Here is a 15390-nt window from a genome sequence, read left to right as displayed (position 1 = left end):
GATTCTGATCATATATAGTCAGAATTATTAAATATGGAATACAGACTTTTGAATTTTTGACAATAAATTGTTTGGTATAGTAGGACTACTAAGTTTTATGGCATTAATTTTAGCAGTAGACGCTTTATTGCAAAGATTTCGGGAAATCGTCATCATGAATAACATGAATAAAAAGTTACTTTCAATTTTGGTTTGTGCTTTGGCCTTATCAGCCTGCAAAAAAGACGAACTCGATGCATCCGGTAATACTGACTCAAACCAGAAGATAACTCAACCTGTGGCAAAGCAAAATGAGGGTACGACTAATCTGGACATACCGGGAATAGGAAACTCTCCACGGAATCAAAATATTAGTGTAGGTACGGGTAATAGTAATGGAAATGGCAATGGCAACCCCAGAATTACTAATGGCAACAATTCTGGAAATAATGTTGCTAATAATGCCAATAACAATAACAGGAATGATAATAATGGAAATAACAACATTAAAACCGTCTTCTTGAAGGAAGCAGTTGGTGATGTGCCTGGCTACGGGCGTGGTTTTTACCGTTATGGTAAAGACCCTTCCCAAATTACCGATGCCGACTTGGAAGATGCCCATCGCGCAGGCTACCACCTGATGTATATGCCGGCAGATTTATCCCAATGGCGGAATCAGGATTTGCCCCAGTCGTATTTAAATGCACTGGATCAGGGTTTATCCAAAATGAAAAATGTTAATGCCATCTTGCGTTTCTCATACGACTACACAGCAGCCGGGCAAGATACCAATCTGGCGCAGGTTCGTCGCCATATCGCGCAATTGCGTCCGATTTTGGCTAAAAACCGTGACAACATTTTCGTATGGCAGGCGGGGTTCATTGGCGCATGGGGTGAATGGCATTCCTCTGCCAATAATTTGAATACAGACCAGAATAAAGCCGAGGTAATTAAGGCTCTGCTGAATGCCAACAATAACGGCATTTATGCCAAGCTTCAGTTGCGTTATCCAGGCGATTTGATGAACTTCCGCAATAACAGCAGTCTGCCTCATGGTGCCGCTTCCCTAGGTATGCATAACGACTGTTTTATGGCCAGCAAAGACGATGTGGGCACCTATTACCCACGCGGCAGCGGGCGCTCGCCAGAAGAGTTGCGCAGCTTTGCACGCGACAACAGCATACACCAGATATTTGGCGGTGAAACCTGCGAACCGCTGGCAGGAGCACGTACGAGCTGTGCTGATATTTTGAGGGAAGGCGCCGAATACCATGTGTCGTATCTGAACTACGACTACCACAAAACCTTTATCGGTAATTGGGAATCCGGCTCCTGCATGACAGAAGTCCGTAAGAGAATGGGCTACCGTTATGTAGTGGAAGAACTCAGTGCCTATGTTGACCAGCAAAACAGTAATATCGTTCACTGGTCGGCAAAAATCGCCAACCGAGGCTGGGCTAATGCATCTGATTGGGGTTATAAACTCTATCTTGTGGTAAATGGCCAAAAAATCTTGTTGAACAACAGATTCTCAGTGCAACCCGGTACTGCGCAAAGCTTCCGTGGCAGTTTCTTGAAGAGCCAGCTGAATGGAAAAGTGCCGATTCTGCTGATTGATACAGAAGACGCCAATTATTCTGGTCCGCATCCGCTGCAATTTGCCAATGCCGATGATGCCAATGCACAAAAAGCACCGGAAGGCCCATTCCGCACCGGCCTCGCACTGAAATGGCTGTTGTCAATCTAAGCTAATTTGGCCAACACAGCAGGGAAACTTCCGTTTTGAAGTTTCCCTGTTGCCTGTTTATGATGAACAGGAACAACAGGGTTAGATTTTCAAGTAGCCTTCCCGCGCGACAGGCTACCTGAAAGCATAAATACCATAATCAAATACCCAATCTATCGAGATACGGCCATGTTCCCCAAAAAACTTTGCCGCCTTCTGCCTCGGCGCAATCGCTACTCTGTTCTTGTTTCCCACTCACTATTCTAGTCATCGCCGCCAAGCCGAAATCGAACAGTAAATCAAACTGCTTACCCCATGCAGAAGCAATTGGCCGCCGAGTTGGTCAACGGCGGCATTCGCAGCAGTCTGCAAACCGTTCAGGAAGACTACCCGAGTGTACAGGCGGTGGATGGATTTTGCTGTATACCCCCCCGCGTTTTAAGCAGGAAGCGGTGCTGATTCCGTAAGCAGACGGCGCAGACATCCGCTGGTCGGCACATTACAATGATACGGATCAGGTGGTAGACAGCAGAGCTTTATGTTTTAAATTTTCAGGTGGCCTTCTCCATCAAAACAAAGCCCTGCCATTCGGCAGAGCTTTGTTGCGTTGTGTTTCAATTCCGGCTTATTCCCACTCGATCGTGGCAGGCGGTTTGCCGCTGATGTCGTACACCACGCGGTTGATGCCGCGCATTTCGTTGATGATGCGGTTGGACACTTTACTCAGCAGCGAATAGGGCAGTTCCGCCCAGTGCGCGGTCATGAAGTCGCTGGTAATGACGGCGCGCAGGGCGACTACATGGTCATACGTCCGCCCGTCTCCCATCACACCCACGGATTTCACAGGCAAGAACACGGCAAATGCTTGGCTGGTGAGGTCGTACCAAGATGTGCCGTTTTCGTCTTTGTGGTTGTGCAGTTCCTGAATGAAAATATCGTCTGCTTGGCGCAGCAGGTCGGCATATTCGCGTTTTACTTCGCCCAGAATCCGCACGCCCAAGCCGGGGCCGGGGAAGGGGTGGCGGTATACCATTTCGCGCGGCAGGCCGAGCGCCACGCCCAGTTCGCGCACTTCGTCTTTGAATAAATCACGCAGCGGTTCGAGCAGTTTCAGCTTCATGTTCTCAGGTAGCCCGCCCACATTGTGGTGCGATTTGATGGCATGGGCTTTTTTGGTTTTCGCGCCGGCGGATTCGATCACGTCGGGATAAATCGTGCCTTGCGCCAGCCATTTGACGTTTTTCAGATTGGCAGCTTCCTGCTGAAACACTCCGATAAATTTGGCGCCGATAATTTTACGCTTCTGCTCGGGGTCGGTAATGCCGGCGAGTTTTGCCATAAACTGCTTGCTCGCGTCCACATGGATTACGCGCACGCCCAAGTTGTTAGCAAACATTTTCATCACGTTTTCGGCCTCGTTCAGGCGCAGCAGGCCGTGATCGACGAAGACGCAGGTGAGCTGGTCGCCGATGGCGCGGTGGATGAGCGCGGCGGCCACGGAGGAATCCACACCGCCGGACAAGCCCAAAATCACTTCGTCGCTACCGACTTGTTCGCGGATTTTGGCCACGGCTTCGTCGATGTAGTTCGGCATGGTCCAGCTGGGCTGTGCGCCGCAGATGTCGAGCACGAAGCGGTTGATGAGGGCGTGGCCTTGTTTGGTGTGGGTCACTTCGGGGTGGAATTGGATGCCGTAGAAGCGGCGTTCGGCGTTTTCCATCATGGCGATGGGGCAGGAGGGTGTGCTGCCGATGGTGCGGAAGTTTTCAGGCAGCCTGCACACTTTGTCGCCGTGGCTCATCCACACGTCCAAGATGTTCGGTGCGCCGTCGTGAATGCCGCTGGTGAGCGCGCTGTCTTGCGTTTGTACTTGCGCATAACCGAATTCGCGCTGGTTGCCGGCCTGCACTTCGCCGCCCAAGTGGTGCGCCATAAACTGCATGCCGTAGCAGATGCCGAGCACGGGCACGCCCAAATCGAACAGCCCCGTGTCGGCCTGATATTCGCTGTCGTACACGGAATTGGGGCCGCCGGAAAGGATGATGCCTTTCGGGTTGAAGGCTTTGATGTCGGCCAGCGGCATGTCGTAGGGGTGCAGTTCGCAATACACATGCGCTTCGCGTACACGGCGGGCGATGAGCTGGGTCACTTGCGAACCGAAGTCGAGGATGAGGATTTTGTCGGGGCTGGTCATATCGGTATCTCTGTGTGGATTGGGATAGGATTTCTGGTTTCAGGTAGCCTCTGTACGCTTTGGGCGGAAGTTCAGGCTACCTGAAATATGGGGATTAAGTGCGGCAGGTTGGTCGGCTTAACGGTAGCGCCGTAGGATGCGCTGAATGTGTGTGCAGCGCTGTCGGCACACTGCCGCCGTGTCTGTATCGGCGCCGATGTCATAACGGGCGCGCTCAGCTTCCACTTGCGCACCGTTTTGCCGCCACCATGCTTCTTGGTCGCGGTTGAAACATGGTTTGCTCAGCTGCATCAGTTTGTCGGCTTGCTGCTCGGCGGCTTTGGGAAGCGCGAAATTGTCGTTGTCGGCACAGGCGAACAGGTAAGTCATGACTTCGATACTGTCGTGGTTAATCTGTCGGCATTGCTGGATGGTGGGCTGGGCAGCAGCGACCAGAGGTAGCAGGGCCAATATCATCGCTAAACGTTTCATGCCTACTCCTTACGTGAGAAAAAAAGCCAAACGAAGCATTGGGATAGTGTTTTCAGGTAGCCTCACCATCATGGCAGGCTACCTGAAAACTCAAGCAAACAGTTTTTTCACTTCCGCGCCCACATCGTCGGCACACATGAAGGTTTCGCTGATTAGGAAGCTGTGCACGCCGTGGCTGCGCATGAATTGCACGTCTTCGCGGCTGCGGATGCCGCTTTCGGTAATCACGATGCGGCCTTCGACGGCGATTTCGGGCAGCAAATCCAGCGTTTGCTGCAGGCTCACTTCAAAGGTGCGCAAGTTGCGGTTGTTCACGCCGCGCAGCGGGGTGGTGAGGCGGCGGCATTTTTCCAATTCATCGGCGTGGTGCAGCTCCAGCAACACGGCCATGCCTAACTCGTGGGCGATGCCTTCAAATTCTTCCAGTTGGGTTTGGCTGAGCGCGGCGGCAATCAGCAGCACGGCGTCGGCGCCCATGGCGCGGGATTGGTGGATTTGATAAGCGCTTACCATAAAGTCTTTGCGCAACACGGGCAGCGACACGGCGGCGCGGGCGGTTTTCAGGTAGCCTGCCGAGCCTTGGAAGTAGGGTTCGTCGGTGAGCACGGAAAGGCAGGCGGCACCGGCGGCTTCGTAGGCGCGCGCCAGCTGCTCGGGATGGAAGTTTGGCCGGATCAGCCCCTTGCTGGGGCTGGCTTTTTTGATTTCGGCAATCAGCGCGGTGCGGCCTTGGCTGTGTTGGTCGCGCATGGCCTGCACGAAACCGCGCGGCGGCGGCATATCGGCGGCCCGGGCGCGCAGCTCGGCCAGGGGCAGGGCGGCTTGGGCGGCGGCCACTTCTTGCTGTTTGGTGGTGAGGATGCGGGTGAGGATGTTGCTCATCAGGGGGTGTGCTCTTCGGGCAGGGCGGCGTGGCGCCGGTTGAATTGCTCCAGGGTTTCCAGATTGTGCAGGAAGCGCGAAAGCTCCTGCAGGGCATTGGCGTATACGTCTTTTTTGAATTCAATCACTTCGTCGATGGGCGCCCAATAGTCGTGCCAGCGCCAGGCGTCGAATTCCGGCTGGCTGCTGGCGCGCAGGTGCACATCGCTTTCGCGGCCGGTGAGCCGCAGCAAATACCAAATCTGTTTCTGCCCGCGATACGCGCCGCGCCATTGGCGGCGCACCCAGTTGCCGGGCACGTCGTAGCGCAGCCAGTCGCGGGTGCGGCCGAGGATTTTCACGTGGTGCGGCAAAAGGCCCACTTCTTCGGCCAGCTCGCGATACATGGCGGCCTCGGGGCTTTCGCCGGGCTTGATGCCGCCCTGCGGAAACTGCCAGGAATGCTCCTGCACGCGTTTGCCCCAGAACACTTCGTTGTGCTGGTTGGTGATGATGATGCCGACATTGGGGCGATAACCTTCTCTGTCCAACATAATATTTTTCGCCCAATTTGAATAATTTTAAACGTGTGGATTTTCCCACAAAACGGCACGGCAGGCTACCTGAAAGCTTTCAGGTAGCCTGCCGCCTTGCCCTATTTTCATTTGAATCCGCTATCTTGTTTATCCCCGCGGATGGTGTTGCGCCACCAGCTGTTTGAGCCGCTCGTTGGCCACGTGGGTGTAGATTTGCGTGGTGTTCAGGCTGGCGTGGCCGAGCATCATCTGCACGCTGCGCAGGTCGGCGCCGTGGTTTACCAGATGGGTGGCGAAGGCGTGGCGCAGGCCGTGCGGGCTGAGCTCGCTGATGCCGACTTCTGCGGCGTAGCGCTTCACCATCTGCCACACCAATTGGCGGCTGATGCCGCTGCGTTTTTGCCCCACGAATACGAAATCGCACGGGGTGTGCTTGAGCAATTCGCCGCGCGCGGTTTTCAGGTAGCGTTCCAGCCAATGTACGGCTTCGGTGCCCAGCGGTACGATGCGCTGCTTGTTGCCCTTGCCGATTACGGTAACCACGCCGCGCTGCAAATCTAAATCCTGCAGCTGCATTTGGGCGGCTTCGGACACGCGCAGGCCGGTGGCATACAGCGTTTCCAGCACGGCTTTGTCGCGCAGGCCGAAGATGGTTTCCGTGTCGGGCGCGGCCAACAGCGCATCGATTTGTGCTTCGCCGATCAGCGGCGGCAGGGCGCGGCCTTGGCGCGGCGGGCGCAGGTGTTGCGCGGGGTTGTCGCTGCAGCGGTTTTGTAGCTGCAAAAAGCCGTAGAGCTGTTTGACGGCGGAGAGGGCGCGGGCTTGGGAAGCGGGTTTTTCATCCGGGGCATACACGGCATCGGCCAAGGCGTCGGCATCGGCCTGCTGCCAATCCAATCCTTGCGCGTGCAGGCGGCGGGCGATTTTTTCCAAATCGCGCCGGTAGCCGGCCAGGGTGTTGGCGGCGAGGCGGCGGGTGAGGAAGAGCTCGTCCAGCGTTTGCTCGATGGGCTCTTGCCAGGCGGCGGGCAGCGGCTCGGCCGGGTTCACAACACTACCCCTTCGTGCGCGAGCAGCCAGCGTTTCACCGCTAGGCTGCGTTCGGCATCGCCGCCCATGCTGAAGCCACCCAGCCCGTTGGCCGAGAGTACACGGTGGCAGGGTATCAGGAGCGGCAGCGGGTTTTTGCCGCAGGCGCCGCCCACGGGGCGCGGGTGGCTGCCGATGCGCCCCGCAATCCATTGGTAGCTGCGGGTTTCGCCGAACGGAATCTGGGCAATCTGCGCCCATACGGCCTGCTGAAACGCCGTGCCTACGGGCGGCACAAACGGCGGCAGCGGGGCGGGGCTACCTGAAAAGTAGCTGTCCAGCCATTGTGCCAGCGGGGTGTCGTTTGGCAGTGCGGGCAGGAAGGGCGCAGCGCTGTGCTGCAGCAGGATTTCGGCGGGCAGGCCGTTGTGCCGGCGGCACAGCAGCGTGCCGAAGGGGGCTTGGTAGCAGTATTGCATGGCGGTGTCCGCTAGGCCGTTTCGCGCAGCGCGTCGAGCACGGCTCGGGCGTGGCCGGCGGCTTTCACTTTGCGCCATTCGCGCGAGATGTGGCCTTGCGCATCCAAAACGAAGGTGCTGCGCTCGATGCCGAACACTTTTTTGCCATACATGTTTTTCTCTTTGATGACATCAAACAGGCGGCACACGGTTTCGTCCTTATCCGACAAAAGCGGCACTTCCAGCGCGTATTTGCACACGAATTTCTGGTGGCTGGCCACGCTGTCGCGCGATACGCCGGCTACCTGAAAACCGAGCGCCTGAAATTCGGGCAAGAGCGCGCTGAATTCCTGCGCTTCGGTGGTACAGCCGGGCGTGCTGTCTTTGGGGTAGAAATACAGCACCAGCGGCAGGTGGTCGGCGGCAGCGAAATCGTTGCCGTTTTGGTCGGGCAGGGTGAAAAGGTAATGGGTGCTCATGGCGGCTCCTAAGGGGATGAAATCGACTGGCATTATAGCGTTAAACCGGGGTGGGTATCGGGGGCAGTTGGGATTGGATTAGTGCGGGTGTTTCAGGTAGCCTTAATGTGTGGTATAAGCACGGCGTTTTGTTTTCAACGCACACTTTAAGGATTAAACCCATGAACGCAATCGATTTGCTTACCACCCGTCGCTCGGTGCGCCATCTTGCCGAACCCGCGCCCAACGATGCCCAGCTGGAAATTATTTTGCAGGCCGCCACGCAAGTGCCCGACCACGGCAACCTCACGCCGTGGCATTTTGTGGTGGTGCAAAGCGAAGCAGGCCGGCAGGCATTCCGCCATATTTTGCAGCAGTGTGCCGAAGAAATCGGCGGCGAAGCGGCGCGCAAGGCTGAAGTGGTGGGACAGATGGCGCCGATGGTGATCGGCGTGGTGTCCAAGCCCAAGCTAGACTGCCTCAAGCCGAAGCCGGAATGGGAACAGATGCTTAGCGCCGGCTGCGCTGCCTATGCCGCCCAACTGGCTGCCAAGGCGCAAGGTTTCGACAATGTGTGGATTACCGGGCTGTGGGTCAACACCGCCGCACTGCGCGAAGCCTTCGGCTGTGGCGAACACGACAAAATCATCGGCCTGCTGATGATCGGCACGGCACAGAAAGAGGCCGACGGCCCGAAAAATACGGATTTGAGCGGATTGGTCAGCCGTTGGTAATTAAGAATTTCAGGTAGCCTTTTGCCGACTCTTTACTGGGAGCAGATGGTTCCAACTTATCGTGGAATTGCAGCTGATGTGTGGGAGCCCAAGCTGCCCGTTACTTGGCTTTAGCTTTGTTGCAGCTGAAGCTTTCAGGTAGTCTGTTGCGTAGCACTATCTGGATTGTCCAAACAACAAAAAGGCTACCTGAAATTTTCAGGTAGCCTTTTATTATTCAGCTTAATGCCAATCTTACTTGGCAGCTTGGTCTACGCGTTCGCGCAACTCCTTGCCGGCTTTGAAATGTGGCACGTATTTTTCAGGTACGTTTACTTTCTCACCGGTTTTCGGGTTGCGGCCGATACGTGCCGGACGGTGGTTCAGGTCGAAACTGCCAAACCCACGAATCTCGATACGCTGACCACGAGCCAGTGCCCGGGTCATGGCGTCTACCAAAACTTTCACGCTTTGCTCCACATCCTTAACAGTTAGGCGGGAATGTCCTTGAGTCAGGTACTTCTCGGCCAGATGGCCCATCAACTCTGATTTGGTCATTTTGTGCTATCCTTATTCATTTTCGCCGCCAAGCTTGGCCTTGAGCAAATCGCCCAGGCTGGTGGTGCCGGCATGGCTGGCCGCTGCGTTCACGGTGTTGAGCGCTTCGCGGTTTTCTTTGGCAGTGCGGGCTTTTACTGACAGCTTGATATTGCGGTTTTTGCGGTCTACAGTAACGATGACAGCTTCCACTTCGTCGCCTTCTTTAAGCTTGGTGGTTAAGTCTTCCACGCGCTCACTGTCGAATTCGGAAGCGGGTAGGTAGGCTACCACTTCATCGGCCAGCTGCACTTCGGCACCTTTGGCTTCAACGGATTTCACGGTGCCTTTCACCAAGGCGCCTTTGTCGTTGATGCTGATGTAGCTGCCGAAGGGGTCGCCTTCGAGCTGTTTGATGCCCAAGCTGATGCGTTCTTTCTCTACATCGATAGACAATACAACGGCTTCCACATCCTCGCCTTTTTTGTATTTACGTACGGCTTCTTCGCCGCTTTCGCTCCAAGAAAGGTCGGAGAGGTGTACCAGGCCGTCGATGTTACCGGGCAGGCCCACAAAAATACCGAAATCGGTGATGGATTTAACTGCGCCGGTGAGTTTGTCGCCTTTGTTGAAGTTGGCGGCAAATTCTTCCCACGGATTAGCCTGGCATTGTTTCATGCCCAGGCTGATGCGGCGGCGGTCTTCGTCGATATCCAGAATCATCACTTCTACTTCGTCGCCCAGCTGAACCACTTTGCTCGGGTGAACGTTTTTGTTGGTCCAGTCCATTTCGGAAACGTGTACCAAGCCTTCGATACCCTGTTCGATTTCAACGAACGCGCCGTAATCGGTGAGGTTGGACACTTTGCCGAACAGGCGGGTGCGGGCAGGGTAACGGCGGGCGAGGCCGCTCCAGGGATCTTCACCCAGCTGTTTCATACCCAAAGATACGCGGCTGCGGTCTTGGTCAAATTTCAATACTTTAGCTTCTACTTCCTGGCCCACTTCCAGCACTTCGCTGGGGTGTTTTACGCGGCGCCATGCTAAATCGGTGATGTGCAACAGGCCGTCGATACCGCCCAAGTCTACGAATGCACCGTAGTCGGTAATGTTCTTCACGATACCTTTCACCACGGTGCCTTCCTGCAAGCTTTCCAGCAGGGCCTGGCGCTCTTCGCCCAGGGTTTCTTCCAATACAGCGCGGCGGGATACCACTATGTTGTTGCGTTTTCTATCCAGCTTAATCACTTTGAATTCAACTTCTTTGCCTTCAAAGTGAGAAGTGTCTTTCACCGGGCGCACATCTACCAAAGAGCCGGGCAGGAAGGCACGGATGCTGTTGATCATCACAGTGAGGCCGCCTTTGACCTTGCCGTTGATCACGCCTGAGAGAATCTCGCCGCTTTCCATGGCCTCTTCCAAAGCCAACCAATCGGCAGCACGTTTGGCTTTTTCGCGAGAGAGCTTGGTTTCGCCAAAGCCATTTTCTACAGATTCTATGGTTACGGTAACGAAATCGCCTACTTTAACTTCCAGTTCGCCTTGAACGTTTTTGAATTCGTTCAAATCAATTAGGGATTCGGATTTCAGGCCGGCGTTCACGATAACGTGTTTGTCGGTAATCGCCACCACTTCGGCGGTAATTACCTCGCCCTGATTCATTTCTTGTACGGCTGAGTATTCTTCCAGTAACTGGGCAAAATTTTCCATAATAAGGTTTTGTCTTTAATCCACGCACGGCCAAGGAGTGCGGAGGGTTGGAGTTGATCGGAGCTTGCCACCCTTGGCGTGGCAAGCATAAGCATAAGCATAAGTATTAATTCTTAATATACGGCACATCTGCTTGTAGAGCGTGTGTGCTAAAAATACGGCATTATACAGTAACTTTATTTTTCCCGATACCAATCAAGCACTTTTTTTACCGATTCTTCAATCGTCAGTGCCGAAGTGTCGAGCAGATGGGCTTCAGGCAGCTTTTGCAGCGGCGCAACGGCGCGGTTGCGGTCGGCTTCGTCGCGCGCTTCGATATCGGCCAAGATACGCTCGAAACCCGCGCTCGCAAGTGGTACGCCGATTTGTTTGGCGCGGCGTTCGGCACGCACCTGCGGCGAAGCAGTGAGGAAAACCTTGAGCACGGCATCGGGGAATACCACCGAGCCCATATCGCGCCCGTCGGCCACCAGCCCCCGTTTGGTTAGAAACGCGCGCTGCCGCTGCAACAAAGCTGTACGCACCGCAGGCAGCGCCGCCACCCGTGATGCCCCCATGCCGATTTCCTCGCTGCGGATGGCGGCGGAAACATCTTCCCCGTCCAACAGCACCGCGCCCTCGACAAACTCCGCTGGCAAAGCCTGCGCCAGCGTGGTCACCGCAGCTTCGTTATCCCAAGCGATTTGGCGGTTTCGCGCATAGAGCGCGGTGATGCGGTAAAGTGCGCCCGAATCCAGATAACGCCAGCCCAAGGCATCCGCCACCCGTTGCGCCACCGTACCTTTGCCTGAGGCACTCGGCCCGTCGATTGCGATTACTTTTTGCGGCATAGCTGTCTCCGAAAAAACGTCATCTTACCCGAGATTGCTGATGAGCGGGGCAGGGATGACATAGATAAGGGGTGTGTGGTTGGGAAAGGCTACCTGAAAAATGGGGCGGCCAAATTGTAGGGAGCAGGTTTTCAGGTAGCCTTATTAAGGCTGTTTTAACAGGGTATGGAACTTATACACATGGGCAATATTTCAAACGGTGTGCACATCTACGGTATGCATGCCTAGCCATGTAGATTCTGCTTTTTCCATTTGCGGATGTGTGTGCGGAAGTTGGTAAACGGTGCAACAGTGTTGATATGCACCCATTTCCAGATCGGCCATTTTGCCTGGTTATCTGCCCATCTGCGCTGGTTGGACCCAAACAATTCCTGTTCAGAAAGCGTTTCCAGCCATTCGCAAATTTGGGCAACCTGCCCGCGCGGTTGGGCTTGCGCCTCTTGCAGCGTGAGGCTGCCGTATTGCCGGTAAAACTGCTGGTACAGCCCGCCCAAATCGTTCCATTTGTAGTCTTCGGCGGGCATATGAATGGTTTGGCCTGCCTGCTCGTCTTGCTCCCATTGCAACAACAGGCTGGTCCAACCGAGTTGGTAGGCCAGATGTTCAGCCGGAGTTTTGCCGTCGGGCACGGCACGGCAGTGTTTGTCGGCTTCGGCAATGTCGGCAAATTCAGCGAGGTATTTGTCTAGTGCGGTGTGGATGGCCGTAATCAGTTCGGCGGCGTTGGCGTAGGTTTTCATGGAGCTATCGTTGTGTTGATTTGAGGGTATGCAATTTGGGTTATCACTTAGCCAAACCATCATGCGCCCAAGCGGGTTGCAGATAAGAAAACAGGTTTTCAGGTAGCCTTTTAATCCGCTCCCCCCAGCATTCCCAACAACTCTTCCTCGCTCAACACGGCCACGTCCAGCGCCTGTGCTTTTTCCAGTTTGCTGCCTGCGGCTTCGCCGGCCACTACGAAATCGGTTTTTTTGGACACGCTGCCGCTCACTTTGCCGCCAGCGGCTTCGATGAGGGCGGCGGCTTGGTCGCGTTTCAGGGTGGGCAGGGTGCCGGTTAGGACAAAGGTTTTGCCGGCGATTGGGCTGTCTTCGGGGTGCAGGCTGCCTGAAACGTTGTCCGCGCTGCTTTCAGGCAGCCCTTCGGTGAAGGTGATGATTTCTTGCAGCAAGGCGGCGTGTGCAGGCTGCTTGCGCCAGTCTTGCCATTCTTGCGGCAGGGCTTGGTCGGTTTGCAGGGCGTGCAGGCTGCCTGCGAGTTGCCAGAGTTCGGTGGCGCGTTTTTCGCTGAGTTTGATGTTTGGCAGGCGTTGCAGCCATTGTTCGGGGGCGGCGTGGGTGCGGGTTTGGGGCGACGGGGCGGCAGCTTGCGGGGCGACGTGTTGCAATAGGTCGTCCAGCATTTTTTGCTGTGCAGGCTGCCTGAAATAGTGGGCGATGGCATGGGCGACGACGCTGCCGATGTCGGGCAGACAGGCGAGTATGGGTTCGGGGGCGCGGCGCACGGTGTCGAGGTTGCCGAACGCGGCGGCGAGTTGCTTGGCGGTGCTTTCGCCGACGTGGCGGATGCCGAGGGCGAACAGGAAGCGGGCGAACGGCGGGGTGCGGCTTTGGGCGATGCTGTCCAAGATGTTCTGCGCCCATTTGGTGGCGGCGGATTTGCTGTCTTTGATGGTTTGCAGTTTGGCGATATCCAGTTGATAAATATCGGCAAAACTGTGCAATACGTCGGCGGCGACGAGGGCTTCGATTTGTTTGTCGCCCAGCCCGGCGATGTCCATGGCTTTGCGGCTGGCGAAGTGGATAATCCCTTGTGCGCGCTGGGCTTGGCAGAGCATGCCGCCGGTGCAGCGGGCAACGGCTTCGCCTGCTTCGCGTTCGACGGCGCTGCCGCATACGGGGCAGGCTTCGGGCAGTTTGAACGGCTCGTACTTCGCTGCCATTTGTTCGCCCAATAAATCAACGGGCTGCATGGGGCGGCGTTCCAACACCACGCGCACCACTTCGGGAATCACGTCGCCTGCGCGGCGCACGACCACGGTGTCGCCCACGCGCACGTCTTTGCGCGCCACTTCGTCTTGGTTGTGCAGCGTGGCGTTGGTCACGGTAACGCTGCCCACGAACACGGGCGCAAGCCGTGCCACGGGGGTAACCGCGCCGGTGCGGCCGACCTGCACGTCAATCGCTTCCACGGTGGTGAGCGCTTCTTCGGCGGGGAATTTGTGCGCAATCGCCCAACGCGGCGCGCGCGACACGAAGCCGAGTTGTTGCTGTTCGTCCAACGAGTTCACTTTGACGACCATGCCGTCGATTTCATACGGCAGGCGGGGGCGGTGTTCGGCCAGCCGTTCGTATTCGCGCAACACGGCCGCCGCGCCGGTGTACGCGCCGAAATAGCCTTCGGGCAGCGAAAAGCCGAGTTCGTGCAGCAGCGCGAGTTCTTCGATGTGGCTTTCAGGTAGCCTTTGGATGCCGGAAAGCTGGGCGATGCCGTACGCGAAAAAATGCAGTTTGCGCTGCGCGGTGATTTTGGAATCGAGCTGGCGCAGGCTGCCTGCGGCGGCATTGCGCGGGTTGACGAAGGGCTTCTGCCCAGCCTCAAATTGGCACTCGTTGAGCGCGGCAAAATCGGCTTTGAGCATCAGTACTTCGCCGCGTACTTCAATGGTTTCGGGCAGTGTGTCGCCGTGCAGTTTCAGCGGGATATTGCGCACGGTTTTGATGTTTTCGGTAACGTTTTCGCCCGTGGTGCCGTCACCGCGCGTGGCCGCCTGCACCAGTACGCAGTTTTGATACAGCAGGCTGACGGCCAGCCCGTCAAACTTCGGCTCGGCGGCGTATTCAACCTGCGATACGCCCAATTCCTTGCACACGCGCTCGTCAAACGCCAAAAATTCGGCGTGGTCGAACGCGCCCGTTTCGTCGTCGCGCGGCGAAAACGCGTTGTTCAGCGACAACATCGGCACGGCGTGCACCACGGTTTCAAAGCCGTCCAGCACCGCGCCGCCCACCCGCTGCGTGGGGCTTTCGGGCAGCCTGAACTGCGGATATTCGGCTTCCAGGGCTTCCAGCTCGCGGTAGAGCCGGTCGTATTCGGCATCGGGCACGCTGGGCGCGTCCAAAGTGTAGTATTCGTGGGCGTAGCGGTTGAGCTGGCGGGTGAGGGCTTGGATACGTTGTTGGGCGGTCATGGCGGCGGAATGGAAACAAAATAAAACGGCGCATATTATCACGCGCCCAAGGGGAAGAGGCTACCTGAAAGGAGGGAATAAAGGCTTTCAGGTAGCCTGTATAATACGCGGCATCTCTAAAGAAGGAGCCCGCCATGGCCGAACTGAACGACCATATCTACGAGCAAATCACCGCGTTGTGCGAAGAGGGCGACGAGCTGGCCGGTGCAGAACGCTATGCCGAAGCCATCGAACGCTTTTGGCAGGCATGGGATTTGCTGCCCGCGCCGCAAACCGAATGGGAAGCTGCCACTTGGATACTAGCCGTGGTGGGCGACACCGAATTTTTGCGCGGCAGCCACGAAGCCGCCCGCGATGCTCTCAGCCACGCCATGCACTGCCCAAACGCCATCGGCAACCCCTCTCTGCATCTGCGGCTCGGCCAGGCGCAATTTGAATTGGGCCACTTCGAGCGTGACGCCGACGAACTCATCCGCGCCTACGCGTTGGGCGAAGAGGAAATGTGGGCGGGCGAAGACCCGAAATACCTCGACTTCCTCGCCACCGTGTGCGAGGACATCGAAAACCACAGCCGTAAGCATTGAGCCGCGTTGTTTTACCATTTAAGGCTACCTGAAAGCGCAGCTTCAACGAAGTTAAAACGAGGCTTCTGCAGGAAGACGAGTTTCTACGAAGTGGACCGCGGCTGCAACGAAGTG

Annotated in this window: 15 protein-coding genes; 3 read left to right on the top strand and 12 right to left on the bottom strand. The window is 56.3% G+C overall.

What is annotated here, in order from left to right:
* Positions 1-97: 97 nt before the first annotated feature.
* Complete coding sequence (locus tag A7P96_RS04140; RefSeq protein WP_082887905.1) at positions 98-1726, top strand: DUF4874 domain-containing protein; 1629 nt, start codon at positions 98-100, stop codon at positions 1724-1726.
* Between the two features lie 604 nt (positions 1727-2330).
* Here the strand turns inward: A7P96_RS04140 and guaA are convergent.
* From guaA to A7P96_RS04105, 7 genes are all read right to left on the bottom strand, one after another.
* Complete coding sequence (gene guaA, locus A7P96_RS04135; protein ID WP_067524971.1) at positions 2331-3899, bottom strand: glutamine-hydrolyzing GMP synthase; 1569 nt, start codon at positions 3897-3899, stop codon at positions 2331-2333.
* 117 nt (positions 3900-4016) lie between these two features.
* Positions 4017-4370, bottom strand: a complete 354-nt coding sequence (locus A7P96_RS04130; protein ID WP_067524969.1) for a hypothetical protein — start codon at positions 4368-4370, stop codon at positions 4017-4019.
* Between the two features lie 90 nt (positions 4371-4460).
* A complete protein-coding gene (trpC, locus tag A7P96_RS04125) occupies positions 4461-5252 on the bottom strand; it encodes an indole-3-glycerol phosphate synthase TrpC (protein ID WP_067524967.1) in 792 nt (263 codons plus the stop codon).
* Entirely contained in the window at positions 5252-5785 is a 534-nt protein-coding gene (locus A7P96_RS04120) for an RNA pyrophosphohydrolase (RefSeq protein WP_067524965.1), read from the bottom strand. Before A7P96_RS04120 ends, trpC begins: the two co-directional genes overlap by 1 nt.
* A gap of 129 nt (positions 5786-5914) precedes the next feature.
* Positions 5915-6817, bottom strand: a complete 903-nt coding sequence (gene xerD / locus A7P96_RS04115; RefSeq protein ID WP_231863631.1) for a site-specific tyrosine recombinase XerD — start codon at positions 6815-6817, stop codon at positions 5915-5917.
* A complete protein-coding gene (locus A7P96_RS04110; protein WP_067524964.1) occupies positions 6814-7275 on the bottom strand; it encodes a methylated-DNA--[protein]-cysteine S-methyltransferase in 462 nt (153 codons plus the stop codon). Before A7P96_RS04110 ends, xerD begins: the two co-directional genes overlap by 4 nt.
* A gap of 11 nt (positions 7276-7286) precedes the next feature.
* Positions 7287-7733: a peroxiredoxin gene (locus tag A7P96_RS04105; RefSeq protein WP_067524962.1), complete on the bottom strand. Its 447-nt coding sequence runs from the start codon at positions 7731-7733 to the stop codon at positions 7287-7289.
* A gap of 161 nt (positions 7734-7894) precedes the next feature.
* Between A7P96_RS04105 and A7P96_RS04100 the strand changes: the two genes are divergently transcribed.
* Positions 7895-8446: a nitroreductase family protein gene (locus A7P96_RS04100; protein ID WP_067524960.1), complete on the top strand. Its 552-nt coding sequence runs from the start codon at positions 7895-7897 to the stop codon at positions 8444-8446.
* A gap of 234 nt (positions 8447-8680) precedes the next feature.
* On the opposite strand, the gene A7P96_RS04095 is transcribed toward A7P96_RS04100, so the two are convergent.
* From A7P96_RS04095 to ligA, 5 genes are all read right to left on the bottom strand, one after another.
* Entirely contained in the window at positions 8681-8983 is a 303-nt protein-coding gene (locus tag A7P96_RS04095) for an integration host factor subunit beta (protein WP_067524958.1), read from the bottom strand.
* A gap of 12 nt (positions 8984-8995) precedes the next feature.
* Positions 8996-10672 (bottom strand): 30S ribosomal protein S1, encoded by a 1677-nt coding sequence (gene rpsA, locus A7P96_RS04090; RefSeq protein ID WP_067524956.1) that lies wholly within the window; start codon positions 10670-10672, stop codon positions 8996-8998.
* Between the two features lie 176 nt (positions 10673-10848).
* Complete coding sequence (cmk, locus tag A7P96_RS04085) at positions 10849-11502, bottom strand: (d)CMP kinase (RefSeq protein WP_067524954.1); 654 nt, start codon at positions 11500-11502, stop codon at positions 10849-10851.
* Between the two features lie 224 nt (positions 11503-11726).
* Complete coding sequence (locus A7P96_RS04080; RefSeq protein ID WP_067524952.1) at positions 11727-12242, bottom strand: ClbS/DfsB family four-helix bundle protein; 516 nt, start codon at positions 12240-12242, stop codon at positions 11727-11729.
* Between the two features lie 110 nt (positions 12243-12352).
* Positions 12353-14692, bottom strand: a complete 2340-nt coding sequence (gene ligA / locus A7P96_RS04075; RefSeq protein ID WP_067524950.1) for an NAD-dependent DNA ligase LigA — start codon at positions 14690-14692, stop codon at positions 12353-12355.
* 134 nt (positions 14693-14826) lie between these two features.
* Here ligA and A7P96_RS04070 point away from each other — a divergent pair, with 134 nt between their 5' ends.
* Entirely contained in the window at positions 14827-15276 is a 450-nt protein-coding gene (locus A7P96_RS04070) for a hypothetical protein (RefSeq protein WP_067524948.1), read from the top strand.
* Positions 15277-15390: the final 114 nt, after the last annotated feature.

This window comes from Eikenella sp. NML03-A-027, from assembly GCF_001648395.1.
Taxonomy (GTDB): Bacteria; Pseudomonadota; Gammaproteobacteria; order Burkholderiales; family Neisseriaceae; genus Eikenella; species Eikenella exigua.
The sequence above is the reverse complement of the archived record's forward strand: the minus strand, read 5'-3'. Positions and strand labels throughout refer to the sequence as shown.